Source organism: Metabacillus sp. B2-18, assembly GCF_021117275.1.
Taxonomy (GTDB): Bacteria; Bacillota; Bacilli; order Bacillales; family Bacillaceae; genus Metabacillus.
On sequence record NZ_CP088245.1, the window covers coordinates 4,068,548 to 4,084,029 of the forward strand.

A 15,482-nucleotide genomic window follows, 5' to 3' on the forward strand; every position below is an offset into this window, starting at 1 on the left:
AAGACAAAAAGCTAATGCTCTTTTCATTAGCTTTTTGTCTTATTTTTTATATATTTTTGCCTAAACACTTGCATTGATTCATCTTCATTTAAGTTTTTTAATTGTTCTTCCGTTAATGTTCCATCACCCATTTGAACAACGTATACTTCTATTTGCTTTTTACCCCAATTATTATAAACCTCTTTTACGGTTTCATAATATAAATCTAATTTGTTTCCTTTAATGGCTCCACCCTTGTCCGCTACCACTCCATATCCGTAGCCTGGGATAAAAAGTATGGTACCAATTGGGAAAACATCTAAATCTGCAGCAACTGTCGAATATAGATCTCTTTTTACTTTTACCCCTGAATAGGTAATCCCATAGCTAGGATGATCGGGATGTTTACCAGTAGACTCAACACCTGCCGTATAACCAGTTGCTACCACTTTTCTTGTCGGATATTGAGACCAGTCAATTGCTTCTTCCAGTGAAACTTCTTGATTAATTGCTTCAACACTCGAAGACACTTGTGTTCTAATCGATGGTTCACTGTTCATGGCTTTAAAAGTAAGTCCTAAAAAACGGAAAGTTTCATTTTCTTCAGCTTCAGTGTGTGTATGAACTAGTTTTTCATTAAAATCCTCATTATGATTATAATACCAATTGGAGAGATCTTTAGCCTCAACACCTGAAATTGCGCTATATGTTGTTGTTAATGCTCCCAGAAATAATAATGTCATGATTAGTCTTCTACTAACTCTCTTTATACTGATCATATGTTTCTTAAACACTCCTCTCACAAATCTATTCGTTCCCAGATTGTGAGAAAAGTATTCAAAATGGAGAAAAGTAAATTTTACCATATCTGTTTTTTATTGATTTCTAAAAGCGAAAAAAGCCTGACATTCCGTTGTCAGACTTTTTGGTAGAAAATATATTAAAACATCTGATATCCGCTTTTACGAAGCATTTTAATAATAACCCCTGAGAGAATCGCACCGATCAGTCCGCAGGATAAAATTAATAAATCTGCTAAAGCTAATGACATCATTTTATCCCCTAATTGTGAAAACGAATCACTAGGGCTTCTAAAATACTCTATAAATTTGACGTTATCAACTATGAAAATGCATACAATTGGATACACAATAGCCATAATCCAAGACATGCGTAAAAGCATATTCAATAAAAACCCAATACCAAAAAATAATACTAAAAATAATAACATGGATATTAATAAAACCGGTAAGCTCAACATGCCTATCACCTCCATTACACCACTATTAAGTGTACTGAACTAACGATAGACAGTCAATGCTTTGTCAGTGAACGTTTTATGACTTCTTCCCAGTGCCATCACAGTTATTACATGTTTCAGAGCCACCTAGTATTAGTTGAAAATACCCTTTCCCAGAACAATATGGGCATTCCTTTGTTTCAACCTTTGTTGTGTTCATTTCTGTCTCCCCTTTAGGATAGTAGTGGTTTTTAATAATATACCAATTATTCTGACAATTATAAAGGGAGAAAATCTCACAAAAAGGTTTGTGTAAGCGAATACATTTAAGCTTTTCTTTAAAATCCTCTCTTTATCATAGTATTGTGAATATTATAAAAACATAGTATATGTAGTATATCCAAAATGATCCCCAGGATTAAATTGATCATATTTATTTAACTTTGATTCAATGACGTCAGACGCTAGTTTTGTAATTAAGAGTGATGAATTTTTGTCCTCTACTAACTTTTTAGGATGTATAAAAGCTACTTCATCTAATTCCTCTTCTTGAACCTGTATTTCATTTGAATTTGCCAATAATGAAAAAATGACCATGTTATCACTAATCACTTCTTTTATTACCCCTGAACGAATTCCAACAACTCCAGCTATACTTGCAGAAATGCCTGTTTCTTCTTTAATTTCCCTTAATACAGCCTCATCAATGGTTTCTCCTTCATTAACAAATCCAGCCGGAAAAGACCATTTCCCCTTGAGTCCACCATATTTCTTTTTAACAACAAGCCATTCTCCTTCATGATTAGCCACAATTCCAGATACTGCTAACCATACATTTCCCCTTTTGGATTGAGTCAATATAGAGCCCCCCTTTTTTATTATTTTAACACATAGAGAAATAAAAAAGAGACAAAGGCATATGCCTTCGTCTCTTTTTCACAACTATTATAAAATGTTAAATTTTCCTTTTTTCAATACTAATGAAGGACCGCCAACCATGTATAAAGCACGGTTATCAATCATTTTCTTCATAAATGAAGCTTTAGTACCTACTAATTTTTTACCAAATACAACACCAACTGCATCGTCTTCACCTAATGATGCAACAGATCCTTTAATGTCCGGAGTGAAAGATGCCATTTCTCCACGACCACGAATGGCTGATGCAAGGTTTTTCGCACAAGTTTCACCTTGTTGCATAGCGATTTGCGCTGTTGGAGGATATGGACGATTAATTTCTTCATTAATGATTAATGAACAATCTCCAATAATGAATACATCATCATGTCCCGGTGCACGTAGTTGTGGATCAACTTTTACACGGCCACGCATATTTTCAAATCCCGCTTCTTCCACAACACTGTTACCACGAACACCAGCTGCCCAAACAACCGTTCCAGCTTTAATTGTTTCTAACTCTTCACCTTTTGCAACGATGATTCCTTCTTCGATACATTCTTTAATTGCTGTACCGATCATGAATTCTACGCCTTTTTTCTGTAAGTGATTTGTAGCATACTCAACTAACTCAGGATCAAATCCTGGTAATGCTGTTGGTGCTGCTTCCACACAGATAATACGTACTTTTTTAAAGTCAACATCATATTCTTTACAAAGCTCTGGGATTCTGTTTCCAAGCTCTCCTAAGAATTCAATTCCAGTGAAGCCAGCTCCACCGACAACAATTGTTAAACGCTCATCTTTCTTTTCTGCTTCCATGTTATATGTAGCAAATTGATATTCAATATGCTCACGTAATTGTCTAGCAGAGTCAATGCTTGTGATTCCGAATGCATACTCTTTTAAACCTTGAATGCCAAATGTTTCAGGGTGAGCACCTAATGAAATAACTAAATAATCATATTCAACTTCACCATTTTCTAAAACGATTTTCTTCGATTCTTTATCGATTGATACAACAGTATCTTGAACAAATTTCACACGATTTGTATCGATAATGTCTTTGATTTGGTAACGAGCACGGTCATGGTGTAAAGTACCAGCTGAAGCCTCATGTAACCATGTTGTTTCATAGTGATAATCATTTTTGTTCACTAATGTGATATCTGCTTCATCAACACTAATTAATTTTTGTAAACGTGTAACTGTAATTAACCCACCATAACCTGCACCTAATATAACGACTCTTGGTTTTTTCACCGAAATACATCCACCTTTTCTTTTTAAAATTGTTGTAAAGGATCGAATAATGTCTATTACTATATTCGACTTAAAACCACAATTTTATTTTTATTTAAGAGATAAAACTTTGTGAAAACATTCACTTACTAATGCATACCTTGGTATCTGCTACGTATAATATATATAAATACACCTATAAATCATATTATCCATTCAACAATATTTTTTCAAGTTATTTTTTCTAACAAAAGACTATGTTTTTTTCTTCGTATAATTTATAATACATGGATTTTAGGTACTACTTTTATCGAAAGTGTTTTCAAAATGTGAAAAAAGAAGAATTTTGTCTTATGGATTGTCATTCATTTCAAGTGAAAATTTATGAATTGGTACACAATTAAATGTAGTAAAAGGAGGATGAGATATGAAAGAAGATACTAAAGTTTATGATATTACCATTATCGGTGGAGGTCCTGTTGGATTATTCACTGCATTCTATGGTGGAATGAGACAGGCAAGTGTAAAAATTATTGAGAGCCTTCCACAATTAGGTGGCCAGCTTTCTACATTATATCCTGAAAAATACATCTATGACGTTGCAGGCTTTCCAAAAATAAGAGCTCAAGAGCTTGTAGACAATTTGAAGGAGCAAATGGGTCAGTTTGAGCAAACAGTTGTTTTAGATCAAGCTGTTGAACACGTTGAGAAACAAGCTGACGGAGTATTCATGTTAACCACTAATAATGAAGTTCATTATACAAAAACAATCATCATTACAGCAGGTAATGGTGCTTTTAAGCCTCGCAAACTTGAGCTTGAGGAAAGCGAGAAATATGAGAATCAAAATTTACATTATTTCGTTGATGATTTAAATAAATTTGCCGAAAGAAACGTAGCTATTCTTGGTGGTGGAGACTCTGCCGTTGACTGGGCATTAATGCTCGAACCTGTTGCAAAAAGTGTAAGTTTAATACATAGAAGAGATAAATTCAGAGCACATGAACATAGTGTTGAATTATTGATGAAATCGAAGGTACAGGTTTTAACACCATTTGTTCCAGTCGAGCTAAATGGGGAACAGGCTATTTCTCAAGTAGTATTAGAAGAAGTGAAAGGTGATCGAAAAGAAGTTTTAGAAATTGACGATCTTATCGTTAATTATGGATTTGTATCCTCACTTGGACCAATTAAAGATTGGGGTTTAACAATTGAGAAAAATTCAATTGTTGTTAACTCAAAAATGGAAACGAACATTGAAGGAATTTATGCAGCTGGAGATATCTGCACCTATGATGGCAAGGTAAAACTAATTGCAAGTGGATTTGGCGAGGCTCCGACAGCAGTAAACAATGCTAAGGCATATATGGATCCAAAAGCACGTGTCCAACCATTACACAGCACGAGTTTATTTAATTAATAAGCTATGTTAAATAACTCTGTTGATATTTGATTATAACGAACCCTTGTTCTATAATGAATTTGTAAAATTAAACGATATGGAGTTGGCAAGGATGGCATTGAAGGACATTATCGAAGAAATTAGAAAGTTGAGTACGGGAGACCAATACCGACTAAAAGAGTTCTTTACTAAATCTTTGGCTTCCTATTCCGCAAGTGAACCTGTTTTTAAAGAGGTTTCAGAGCGGAAGCATAAAGATGGATTTACTTGTTCTCATTGCCATTCCAATAACTCCGTTCGTTTCGGTAAGTATAATGTGAAAATGGGTAGCCGTACATTGGAACGACAACGATACCGCTGCAAAGATTGTGGAAAGACTTTTACTGATGTGACGAATACGCCTCTTCATCGTACTCATCTTCCTCACAAATGGTTGGAGTTCGTTCAGTGTATGATAGAAGGCTATTCACTGCGTAAATCGTCAGAGCTTTTAGAAGTTCATTATGTAACTTTATTTTATTGGAGGCATAAGCTCCTTTCAGCCATTAAAAAGATGGATTTTGACCAATTCGAAGGTATTGTGGAAATGGACGAGACTTATTTTCTCTACTCGGAAAAAGGGAAACGTAAAGTGGAAGGACGAAAAGCTCGAAAACGTGGAGGTTCGTCTTCTCAACGGGGTATCAGCAAAGAACAAGTCTGTGTTCTTGTTGCAAGAGACCGTCAGAAGGTAACATACTCGAAAGTAGTTGGTCAGGGTCGGATTATAAAAACTCGTTTGGAAGAAGCTATTGGGTCTAAACTTTCCTCTTCCAATGTTCTTTGTACTGATGCTTGGCGGGCATTTATGACCTACGCAAAAGAAAAAGGACTTGAACATTATAGATTTAAATCAGATGGTAAGGAACGGGTCCGTGGTGTTTATCATATTCAAAATGTAAATAGTTATCACAGTCGTTTAAAAGGCTGGTTAAATCGATTTAATGGTGTGGCTACAAAATACCTCGACCATTATTTGAGTTGGTTTCAATTTCTCGACCAAATCAAACATCGAAATGACGACACAACTGTTAGTAAGATGATTGTTGAAAGTAGCCTGTTTTCAATTGATGTCACCTATGATAAATTGCGTTTATCACAATTTTCATTATGAAAATCAAACGATGTACCGAAGGTGAGATAGGAAAAAAAGGGGTAGTAATAGATGGTTTATAATTTGAAATCAAGTTCATTCGATACAAATGATTTTATTTTCAACCTGCAAAAAGGGATTTCAGAAATAATCAAAGATGATTTAATTGGTATCTATATCCACGGTTCCTTAGCAATGGGAGGATTTAATCCGAACAGTAGTGATATTGATGTATTGGTCGTTACAAACAAGTCGATGACAGTTGAAACTAAAAGGAAATTAGCAAAGCTCTTATTAATGCATTCTAGTTCCCCATTTCCTGTTGAAATTAGTTTCCTGAATACTGAACAATTAAAGGTCTGGCAGCATCCTTGCCCATTTGATTTTCATTATAGTGAATTTTGGAGAGAACGATATGCAAATGATTTATTAAGTGGAACAGACAAATTTTTGAATGGTGATGTTAATACCGATGCAGATTTAGCAGCTCATATTACCATCACTAATAAAAGAGGGGTTTGTGTATATGGTAAATCTATTGATGAAGTTTTTCCTTTAGTTCCATCCTCAGATTATCTATCATCAATAATGGGTGATTTCACGGATTGTTTAGAAAATATCGAAGAAGACCCAATTTACTGTACGCTAAATTTGATTAGAGTTTATTGGTACCTAAAAGAAGGTGTTATTTCTTCAAAGCAAGAAGCTGGTAACTGGGGGTTATCTACACTTCCCAAAGAGATAAAAAACACCGTTGAAAAAGTGGTTAAATGTTATTCAAATGATAAAGATACTTATAGTTTTGAGAAAGATGAACTGGTATTCTTAAAAAACTACATTTCAAACGATGTAAAGAAATTATTGAACTAACAAGGGAACTCCTTAATACTGAAGTCCCCTCGTTTATATTAAAAATCAACATTATTGTTTAACATAGCTAATTAATATAAAAAGCTGTTTACCACAAAAGTAAACAGCCTTTTTCTATCATCCGTGAAAGTCTAGCAATTTTCAGGCGTTCCAGTGTTTGTAGCTGTTCTAAACGATGATCCGCATCCACAACTGGCTATGGCATTTGGGTTATCTATCGTAAAGCCCCCACCCATCATGGATTGCTTGTAATCTATAATCGTTCCATTTAAAATGGCTGCATCTTCTTTTTTAATAAGAATTGTCATATCATGTTGTTCAAGAACTTGATCTTCTTCCGTTATTTCATGCTCAAATCCCATTCCATATGAAAGACCACTGCAGCCTCCACCTTTAACACCAACACGAAGATACGCATTTTCCTCTTCATGTTCTTTCATCATATCTTTTATCTGATAAGCAGCAGCTTCTGTAATTTTGACAATTTCACTCATCTGAATACCTCCTTGCTTTATGTGAAAGGATCATACTACTAGTATACAACTATTGTATGTGTTCACTCAAATAATTGAAACGATAGATTATTTAATATAAAAGGTTCCAGTACATATGACTTCTGCAGGACCTGTCATTAAAACATTTCCTTCATTTGTCCAATTAATCATAAGATCTCCTCCAGCGAGGTGCACAACAGTTTCTTCTCCTTGATTTGTATGTTTGTTTAACACGGAAGACACAACTGCTGCACAAGCTCCTGTACCACATGCCTGTGTAACACCAGACCCTCTCTCCCAGACTCGAAAATGCAATTCATTTTTGGAAACAACCTCTACAAACTCTACATTTACTCCTTCAGGAAAACGAGGATCTTTTTCAACGATAGGACCAAGTGATGTAACAGGTGCTTGAGTTATATCATCCACATAGAAAATAATATGAGGATTCCCCATTGAAACAGCTGTTACATCATATTGTTGCCCTGAGAATTCGATTGATTCTGATATGGTTTGTTCAGAACCCTCACCTTCCATTGGTATCTCTGCTTTAGATAAACGCGGTGATCCCATATCAACTGTTACGAGGTTTACTCGGTTTTCCTCAACATGAATAGTTGCTTCAACAAGACCTGACAATGTTTCAATTTTAAATGTTTTCTCTTTTACTAAATTATGCTCAAAGGCGTACTTAGCAACACATCTTAATCCATTTCCGCAATTCTTTCCTTCTGAGCCATCATTATTAAAGATTCTCATTTTAACTTCCGCTTTATCTGAAGGACAAATTAAGATAAGACCATCAGAGCCAATCCCTGTATATACATTTGAGACCTGTCTGGCAATGTCTGATAATTGGCCTTCTTCAAGTTTTTCCTCAAAAGTATTAACATATATATAGTTGTTTCCTAATCCGTGCATTTTCGTAAATTGAAATGAGTTCATTGTTATCCTCCAAATATCTTCATTTTTATTAGTATAAAATGTTGGAAATCTGAAAACAATATAATTATCCCCCGTTTTATAGAAATAAAAGCTTCCTGTTAGTCAGGGAGCTTTTATTTTTAACTGCTTCTTAAAATCTAAGCTTACTTTCAAAAAAATATTAGAGGGTATCCCTAAAAAATCCCATAATTTTAATAATAAATAGTCCTTTTTACATAGTTTTCTGATATAATTTAGTTAAATTAGTACTACATGTCCACTCTTGACGAGATAAAGGAGTGATTCTTTGTGAATAATGAACTACATCATTTGTATGATCGTAAAGTTAATTGCTTAATGTGTAAAACCAATTATACGACGAAAAAAGTACTTTCCAGATTTATTCGTTCACACCGGCACGATACAGACTTTTGTTCATATTACACTTCAACAGAAATCAATCCGCTTTTATATTATGTTTCTGTTTGTCCAAACTGCGGCTTTTCTTCCTCTGAGGAATGCTCGACTTATTTTCCTCCAAATGCAAAAGAAATGATTCAACAAAAAATTTGTGACAATTGGAGTGGAAGAAATTATTGTTTTGAGCGTACCGTTGATACAGCGATAGAATCTTACAAGTTAGCCATTTACTGCTCTAGTATAAAAAAAGAAAATCATGTTGCACTAGCTGGTCTTTATTTAAGATTATCGTGGTTATTTCGTACTGAGAAAATTAACCACGAGGAAGAACAACGCTTTTTAAGGCTAGCTCTTGAAGAATATGTTAACTCTTATATGGTTGATGACTATTCAGGAACCCAGCTTTCAGAAATTAAGCTTCTTTATCTGATCGGAGACTTAAGCAGAAGATTAGATCTAGTTAGCCAAGCAACACAGTATTTTTCAAAGGTAATAGAAAAACAAACGGACACTCTTGAAAAAGGTATTGTGCAAATGGCTAAAGATCGTTGGGCAGAAATGCGTGAAGTAAAATCAAGTTAATAAAAAGACTTTAAAAAGCTGACCATTTTTCGGTCAGCTTTTTCAGGTAATCATTCGCTATGTCAAACTCCTTCATGGCCTTTTAATCGCACTTTTCGACAAGTTTTAAAACATAGGATTTTCCTCTAAAAACGTATATATATTTTCAACTAACTCATCTGGGTCATCTCCAGTTACTACTTCTCCATTTACTAAAGCATATAACGAATGTCCACATTTGCCACAATAGCTTAAACATCCGTATTCAATAATATCTAAATTAGGGTCTTTTTCCAGCTTTTCTAACGCTGCCTGAGCCCCTTGTGCTAAATTACTTATACAAAATTCAATAATTGGCTTCATCTTAACACCTCTCTACTGCTTAATCCTAATAGGATTACAAATAAACGTCAAATTTTATTATACTCTATGGTATCTAGCAATAAATACTATATATAACATTTATGTGATGCTTTTTTGTCATTTTTTTAGTTAAAAAAACGAAATAGGATTGTAAACACTAAACAAATAATTCATAATTGTGTTGTACCATAAAGGAAAAAATTTTTAAAATAAAAAGAAAACGTTTTTTTGGAGTAATATTGTTGTAAAATGATTCAGTCGTTATACTTTTAATATTTCATTTATAAAGATAGGACTAGCCTTAACTAAACGTTTCCTTTTTAAAATTTATTTCCTAATTATTCATTTTTATTTGGTCAAAAGAATAGAACATATTGTGTGTATTATTCTTGGCCTTGCAATTATAGTTTATTAAAAACGTGGGGAAAAAGGAGTATCAAAAATGAAGAACCTAGTCATACTTGGCGGAGGATATGGCGGTATGCGCGTACTGCTTCGTTTACTTCCAAATCAATTGCCTGAAGATGTTCAAATTACTCTTATTGATAAAAATCCTTATCATTGTTTAAAAACAGAATACTATGCACTTGCGGCAGGTACTATTTCAGATCATCATATAAGGGTCTCTTTTCCGGAGCATCCTAGACTTCATTCCATTTTTGGAGAAGTAACGTCTGTTGATCTTGAAAACAAACAAGTACTATTAAATGATCACGAGCCTGTTCAATTTGATGACTTAATCATTGGTTTAGGTTGTGTAGATAAATATCATAACGTACCAGGAGCAGATGAATTCACTTATAGCATTCAAAGTATTGACCAGTCACGCGAAACCTACCAAGTGCTCAATAATTTAAAAGCAGATGCAACTGTAGGGATTGTTGGTGCAGGTTTAAGTGGTGTTGAGCTTGCCAGCGAACTTCGTGAAAGTCGTAAAGACCTTAACATTAAATTGTTTGATCGCAGTAAGCATATCCTATCAAGCTTTCCTGAACGTTTAAGTAGTTATGTTGAAAAATGGTTCACAGAGCATGGTGTTGAAATTATTAGTGAAGCTAATATAACGAAGGTAGAACCAAACATTGTCTATAATCATGATCAACCTTTTGAGTGTGATGCTATCGTATGGACAGCTGGAATTCAGCCAAATAAAGTGGTTAGAGATCTTCCGGTTGAAAAGGATAATCAAGGAAGAGTTGTATTAACTGTTCAACATTTTATTCCAAGTCACGAAGATGTGTTTGTTGTTGGAGACTGCGCAAGTCTTCCACATGCCCCTAGTGCTCAGCTGGCAGAAGCGCAAGCTGAACAAATTGTCCAAGTACTATTAAAGAAGTGGAACAACGAACCTCTTCCAGAATCATTCCCACCTTTTAAATTGAAAGGTGTACTAGGTTCTTTAGGGAAAAAGCAAGGCTTTGGACTTGTTAATGACAGACCTTTAATGGGCCGTGTACCACGACTATTAAAGTCCGGTGTTCTTTGGATGTATAAATATCATAATGGTTAATAACAAAAGCGGAAGCGCCTCGTTCAGCCCCGACCAGCATAAGACGATTTAGAATAGAAGGCGTACTTTGCCTTATATTCTAAATTGGCTTATGACCTCGAGGGGCTAGGTGCTGGAGCTGGATGTCGAAGCGTTATCCAAAATTATACGCTAAACGATAAAAAACACTCAAGTCAATGGACTTGAGTGTTTTTATTTAGTTACTTACATATCCATGCTCTTCCATTTCTTCACAAATTACCTTTAGACGGGGACTTCCCTCACCTACCACCTTGCCCTCGATGACAACAAGTGGATAAAAGTACTCATCATTAAGAATCTTTTGGGCAAACTCCTGCTTATCAGGCTCTTCTTGTGGCTGATCAATATCAATATATACGATTTTAAACAGTTGATCTTTATATTTTCGACTTAATGCAGCTTCTAACCACTCATACGTTTCTTTAGCTGATGGTAAATTCACACAGCTTGGACAAAGAACCTCTGCACCATATACACTAATTTCAACAGGCTTCATTTTCCTTCACCTACCGTCTTTTTCTCCATTGTAGTCGATATATTATCATCTTTCCATCCTTAACATTATATAAGAACTGTTAAACATCTTGAGGCTAGCTAGAATTCTTTGAGATTAGAGCTATTTTCATGACAGCATTTGGGTATACTTACTAATGAAAACAGGTTCCTTTCCCTTACCTTTAGAAAGATTATATGGTAATATTGGGTTTATTAAGCCTTAGAAAATTCAATCTTACGATTAGATTTTTTTCTTCATTTCAAATATAATATAGATAAGGAAAGGAGTCGATTATAATGACAACTGAAACAGCTATGCTTGAACAAGTACAAGAAGTATTAGATAAACTTCGTCCATTCTTGCTTCGTGATGGAGGAGATTGTGAATTAGTAGATATAGAAGATGGTATTGTTAAACTTCGCCTTTTAGGTGCTTGTGGAAGCTGCCCAAGCTCAACAATCACTTTAAAAGCTGGTATAGAGCGTGCGTTATTAGAAGAAGTACCAGGTGTTGTAGAAGTAGAACAAGTATTCTAATACAAAAAGACTGACATATAGGTGTCAGTCTTTTTTATTCCATCCCACTCTTGTATATAAAAAACTCGCCAATTGGCGAGTTTTTTATATACTCTTTATTTCCTGTACCTGCTCTACTCTACAGCCAACTAGATCAATATCTAGGCACTCTACATCACAATTTTTAAAATCATGAGAAAGCTTTTCTGCCAATTCATTTCCTTTGCCTTTTTCAATAAAGCAAATAACAGTAGGGCCTGCACCACTTAATGCTGAGCCATAGGCTCCAAGTGCTTCGACCTTTTCTTGAACAGCTTGAATTTCAGGAATTAATTTCCCTCTATATGGCTGATGAAAAAGATCCTTGCTCATCATATTACCTACTAAATGCCAATCATTCGTAAGAAGTCCTGCAATAAGCATATTACTGATTGCACTTGCTTCAACTGCTGTTTTATAAGCCAACTCTTGAGGTAATACATTTCTAGCATCGCTTGTAAATACCTCATATTTTGGTACAACGACTACTGCGTCAACATTCACTTCTTTAACGCAAACCAGTTCTGTTTTGTCTTCTTGATGAAGCCCAACGACAAGGCCACCATACAGAGAAGCTCCAACATTATCTGGGTGTCCTTCTTCAAGGCTTGCAATCCGTAATTTTTCTTCATCTGTTAATTGAAGATCACAAAGCTGATTTGAAAGCTCAATACCAGCAATTATGGCAGCAGCACTGCTTCCAATTCCTCTTGCCATTGGAATGTCACTCCAAACCTTTACTTCACATGCTGGTAATGTTTGATTATATTTTTCTGCTACCTTAATCGCCACTTTGGCAATTAAGTTTTGATCATTTGTAGGGATATCTCTTACATGGTCTGTCATCGGTAAGAAAATACGCTCTTCTGCTTTTTTTACCTCAAGCGTTAAGTATTTACCTAACGCTAAACCAACCGAATCAAATCCAGGACCTAAATTAGCTGTACTTCCCGGAACTGTAATTTTTAACATGTCTCCTTCAATCATTGTACTGTAACTCCACTTAATTGCTGTAGGAATGTCTCTTCGTCATTTGGAAGAACAATCGGTTTAATTTCAGAAACATCAATAGCTGTGTTTGGATCTTTTAATCCGTTTCCAGTTAGTACAGCAACAACTTTACTGCCTTCTGCAATTAAGCCTAATTTACGATGTTTAATTAAACCTGCGATAGATGCACAAGAACCAGGTTCCGCAAAAACACCTTCTTCACGTGCAATTAGTTGATAGGCTTCTAAAATCTCTTCATCTGTCACAGAATCAATACGTCCTTCTGACTCTTCTTTCGCTTTAACCGCCGTTTCCCAGCTTGCCGGGTTACCGATACGAATAGCCGTAGCAACAGTTTCCGGATTTGCAATTGGCTCACCACGAACAATTGCGGCTGCTCCTTCTGCCTGGAATCCGTGAATTTTTGGAAGGCCTGTTTGTTTCTTTTCGTTATACTCTTTGAAGCCTTTCCAATATGCAGTAATGTTTCCAGCGTTTCCGACAGGGATTGCTAAATAGTCCGGCGCACTGCCTAGCTGCTCACACACTTCGAATGCAGCTGTTTTTTGTCCTTCGATACGATATGGATTAACAGAGTTAACTAATGTTATCGGTAATTTTTCACTAATGTTTCGAACCATTGTTAATGCATGGTCAAAATTTCCTTGAATAGCATAAATATCCGCTCCATACATAACTGCTTGTGCTAATTTACCAAAAGCAATTTTCCCATCAGGAATAAGAACAATACACTTCATATTTGCTCTTGCTGCGTACGCAGCTGCAGCAGCAGATGTATTACCGGTAGAAGCACAGATAACAGTGTCACTGCCTTCTTCCTTAGCCTTAGCAACAGCCATAACCATACCACGATCTTTAAAAGAACCAGTTGGATTTGTTCCCTCTGTTTTTACGTAAAGCTCAACACCTAGCTTTTCAGATAGCTTAGGTAGATGAATAAGAGGAGTATTCCCCTCCTGTAAAGTAAGTTTTGGTGTATTTTCAGTTACAGGTAAAAATTCTGCAAATTCTTGGATAAGGCCTTTCCACATCATATTGATCCGTTCCCTTCTACACGATACGTGCTTTTAACTTCTTCGACTACTTCCAAGTCATTTAATTGCTGTAAAATATCTTCAAAATCACTTTGAGCTGCTTTATGTGTGACAATGACGATTTCTGCTAGGTTACTATTTTTAATAGGTAATTGAAGGATTTTTTCAAAGCTCACTCCTCTTTCAGAGAAAAGAGATGTAATATTTGAGAATGCTCCAACCTGATCTTTCGCGCTAATTCTTAAGAAGTGCTGAGCGTAAATATGCTCTGGACTTTTTAATTGTTTATCAAATTGAGGGTCAACAGCACTGCGGCCATTCACATTCAATCTCATATTTTTCATGACTCCGACTAAATCGGAAACTACTGATGTTGCCGTAGGAAGACTTCCGGCACCAGGACCGTAGAACATTGTCTCACCAACAGCTTCACCATATACATAAACTGCGTTGTACTCATCGTTTACTGCTGCAAGTGGATGTGTTTCTGGTAATAATGTTGGCTCAACAGACACTTCAATCTTTCCATTTTCACGTTCTGCAATACCAATTAGCTTCATTGTATAACCTAGTCGCTTGCTGTAGCTGATGTCATCATCAGATACACTAGAAATACCTTTTGTATTTACATCATCTAAATCAACATGCATTGAGAATCCCAGTCTTGCAAGGATTGCCATTTTTCTTGCTGCATCCAATCCTTCTACATCTGAAGTTGGATCTGCTTCTGCAAAGCCTAAGTCTTGTGCTTCTTTTAGTACCTCATCATAGGCACTACCTTGCTTTGTCATTTTTGTTAAGATAAAGTTTGTTGTACCGTTAACGATTCCCATCATCTTCGTAATACGATCTGAAGCTAAGCCCTCAGCTAGTGTACGTAGAATTGGAATACCACCAGCTACACTTGCCTCATAAAATAGATCACAGCCGTTATCAGTTGCAATCGAAAGCAATTCTGTTCCGTACACAGCCATTAAATCCTTGTTCGCCGTTACAACATGCTTTTTAGCCTTCAGTGCTTCAATTAGGTGTTTACGAGTTTCTTCAACCCCACCCATTACCTCAATAACAACATCTATGTCAGGATTTTTAATCACATCGTCCACGTTTGTTGTAAGCATTTCTTTATCAATATGAACTTGTCTTTCTTTTTCTAACGTTTTTACGACAACCTTTTTAACCTTAACAGGGCAGCCTACTTGGTGCATAAGTTTATCTTGATGGTCTTCTATAATCTTTACAACACCACTACCAACCGTACCAAGACCTAAAAGTCCAACATGAATTGCCTCCACAATATCCCACTCCTTTTTGTTTATCTATAAAGTACAA

Annotated in this window: 18 protein-coding genes; 6 read left to right on the top strand and 12 right to left on the bottom strand. The window is 35.6% G+C overall.

Annotation, left to right across the window (positions count from 1 at the left end; genetic code table 11):
• Window positions 1-26 precede the first annotated feature (26 nt).
• From LPC09_RS20695 to LPC09_RS20715, 5 genes are all read right to left on the bottom strand, one after another.
• On the bottom strand, window positions 27-758 hold the full coding sequence (locus tag LPC09_RS20695) for a 3D domain-containing protein (RefSeq protein ID WP_098795545.1): 732 nt from the start codon (window positions 756-758) through the stop codon (window positions 27-29).
• 161 nt (window positions 759-919) lie between these two features.
• Window positions 920-1,240: a YuiB family protein gene (locus LPC09_RS20700; protein ID WP_098795544.1), complete on the bottom strand. Its 321-nt coding sequence runs from the start codon at window positions 1,238-1,240 to the stop codon at window positions 920-922.
• Window positions 1,241-1,316: 76 nt separating this feature from the next.
• Entirely contained in the window at window positions 1,317-1,439 is a 123-nt protein-coding gene (locus LPC09_RS20705) for a YuiA family protein (RefSeq protein ID WP_176550973.1), read from the bottom strand.
• A 152-nt stretch (window positions 1,440-1,591) separates the two neighbouring features.
• Complete coding sequence (locus LPC09_RS20710; protein WP_231308190.1) at window positions 1,592-2,077, bottom strand: NUDIX domain-containing protein; 486 nt, start codon at window positions 2,075-2,077, stop codon at window positions 1,592-1,594.
• Window positions 2,078-2,164: 87 nt separating this feature from the next.
• A complete protein-coding gene (locus tag LPC09_RS20715) occupies window positions 2,165-3,379 on the bottom strand; it encodes an NAD(P)/FAD-dependent oxidoreductase (protein ID WP_231308191.1) in 1,215 nt (404 codons plus the stop codon).
• 406 nt (window positions 3,380-3,785) lie between these two features.
• On the opposite strand from LPC09_RS20715, the gene yumC reads away from it, so the two are divergent.
• From yumC to LPC09_RS20730, 3 genes are all read left to right on the top strand, one after another.
• Window positions 3,786-4,778 (top strand): ferredoxin--NADP reductase 2, encoded by a 993-nt coding sequence (yumC, locus tag LPC09_RS20720; protein WP_231308192.1) that lies wholly within the window; start codon window positions 3,786-3,788, stop codon window positions 4,776-4,778.
• 94 nt (window positions 4,779-4,872) lie between these two features.
• Window positions 4,873-5,913: an IS1595 family transposase gene (locus LPC09_RS20725; protein ID WP_098794757.1), complete on the top strand. Its 1,041-nt coding sequence runs from the start codon at window positions 4,873-4,875 to the stop codon at window positions 5,911-5,913.
• A 51-nt stretch (window positions 5,914-5,964) separates the two neighbouring features.
• Complete coding sequence (locus LPC09_RS20730; protein WP_098794756.1) at window positions 5,965-6,762, top strand: aminoglycoside adenylyltransferase domain-containing protein; 798 nt, start codon at window positions 5,965-5,967, stop codon at window positions 6,760-6,762.
• A gap of 131 nt (window positions 6,763-6,893) precedes the next feature.
• Here the strand turns inward: LPC09_RS20730 and LPC09_RS20735 are convergent, their stop codons facing one another.
• Both LPC09_RS20735 and dapF read right to left on the bottom strand, forming a co-directional pair.
• Window positions 6,894-7,256, bottom strand: coding sequence for a HesB/IscA family protein (locus LPC09_RS20735; RefSeq protein WP_121663309.1), 363 nt, complete (start codon window positions 7,254-7,256; stop codon window positions 6,894-6,896).
• An 87-nt stretch (window positions 7,257-7,343) separates the two neighbouring features.
• Entirely contained in the window at window positions 7,344-8,201 is an 858-nt protein-coding gene (gene dapF / locus LPC09_RS20740; RefSeq protein WP_231308193.1) for a diaminopimelate epimerase, read from the bottom strand.
• A gap of 288 nt (window positions 8,202-8,489) precedes the next feature.
• On the opposite strand from dapF, the gene LPC09_RS20745 reads away from it, so the two are divergent.
• On the top strand, window positions 8,490-9,182 hold the full coding sequence (locus LPC09_RS20745; protein WP_255301532.1) for a DUF2225 domain-containing protein: 693 nt from the start codon (window positions 8,490-8,492) through the stop codon (window positions 9,180-9,182).
• A 105-nt stretch (window positions 9,183-9,287) separates the two neighbouring features.
• Here the strand turns inward: LPC09_RS20745 and LPC09_RS20750 are convergent, their stop codons facing one another.
• Window positions 9,288-9,524: a YuzB family protein gene (locus LPC09_RS20750; protein ID WP_098795538.1), complete on the bottom strand. Its 237-nt coding sequence runs from the start codon at window positions 9,522-9,524 to the stop codon at window positions 9,288-9,290.
• A 442-nt stretch (window positions 9,525-9,966) separates the two neighbouring features.
• Here LPC09_RS20750 and LPC09_RS20755 point away from each other — a divergent pair, with 442 nt between their 5' ends.
• Window positions 9,967-11,034 carry an NAD(P)/FAD-dependent oxidoreductase gene (locus LPC09_RS20755; RefSeq protein ID WP_231308194.1) on the top strand — a complete coding sequence of 356 codons (1,068 nt, stop codon included), beginning with the start codon at window positions 9,967-9,969 and terminating at the stop codon, window positions 11,032-11,034.
• Between the two features lie 196 nt (window positions 11,035-11,230).
• Here LPC09_RS20755 and LPC09_RS20760 read toward each other — a convergent pair whose 3' ends face one another.
• Entirely contained in the window at window positions 11,231-11,551 is a 321-nt protein-coding gene (locus tag LPC09_RS20760; protein ID WP_098795487.1) for a YuzD family protein, read from the bottom strand.
• Window positions 11,552-11,847: 296 nt separating this feature from the next.
• Here LPC09_RS20760 and LPC09_RS20765 point away from each other — a divergent pair, with 296 nt between their 5' ends.
• Window positions 11,848-12,087, top strand: coding sequence for a NifU family protein (locus tag LPC09_RS20765; RefSeq protein ID WP_176550968.1), 240 nt, complete (start codon window positions 11,848-11,850; stop codon window positions 12,085-12,087).
• An 84-nt stretch (window positions 12,088-12,171) separates the two neighbouring features.
• On the opposite strand, the gene thrB is transcribed toward LPC09_RS20765, so the two are convergent.
• The 3 genes from thrB to LPC09_RS20780 are packed head-to-tail and all read right to left on the bottom strand — an operon-like array spanning window position 12,172 to window position 15,445.
• On the bottom strand, window positions 12,172-13,092 hold the full coding sequence (thrB, locus tag LPC09_RS20770; RefSeq protein ID WP_098795486.1) for a homoserine kinase: 921 nt from the start codon (window positions 13,090-13,092) through the stop codon (window positions 12,172-12,174).
• Window positions 13,089-14,147: a threonine synthase gene (gene thrC / locus LPC09_RS20775; protein ID WP_098795591.1), complete on the bottom strand. Its 1,059-nt coding sequence runs from the start codon at window positions 14,145-14,147 to the stop codon at window positions 13,089-13,091. The genes thrB and thrC overlap by 4 nt, the downstream gene beginning before the upstream one ends.
• Complete coding sequence (locus tag LPC09_RS20780; RefSeq protein WP_098795485.1) at window positions 14,147-15,445, bottom strand: homoserine dehydrogenase; 1,299 nt, start codon at window positions 15,443-15,445, stop codon at window positions 14,147-14,149. The genes thrC and LPC09_RS20780 overlap by 1 nt, the downstream gene beginning before the upstream one ends.
• Between the last annotated feature and the right edge of the window lie 37 nt (window positions 15,446-15,482).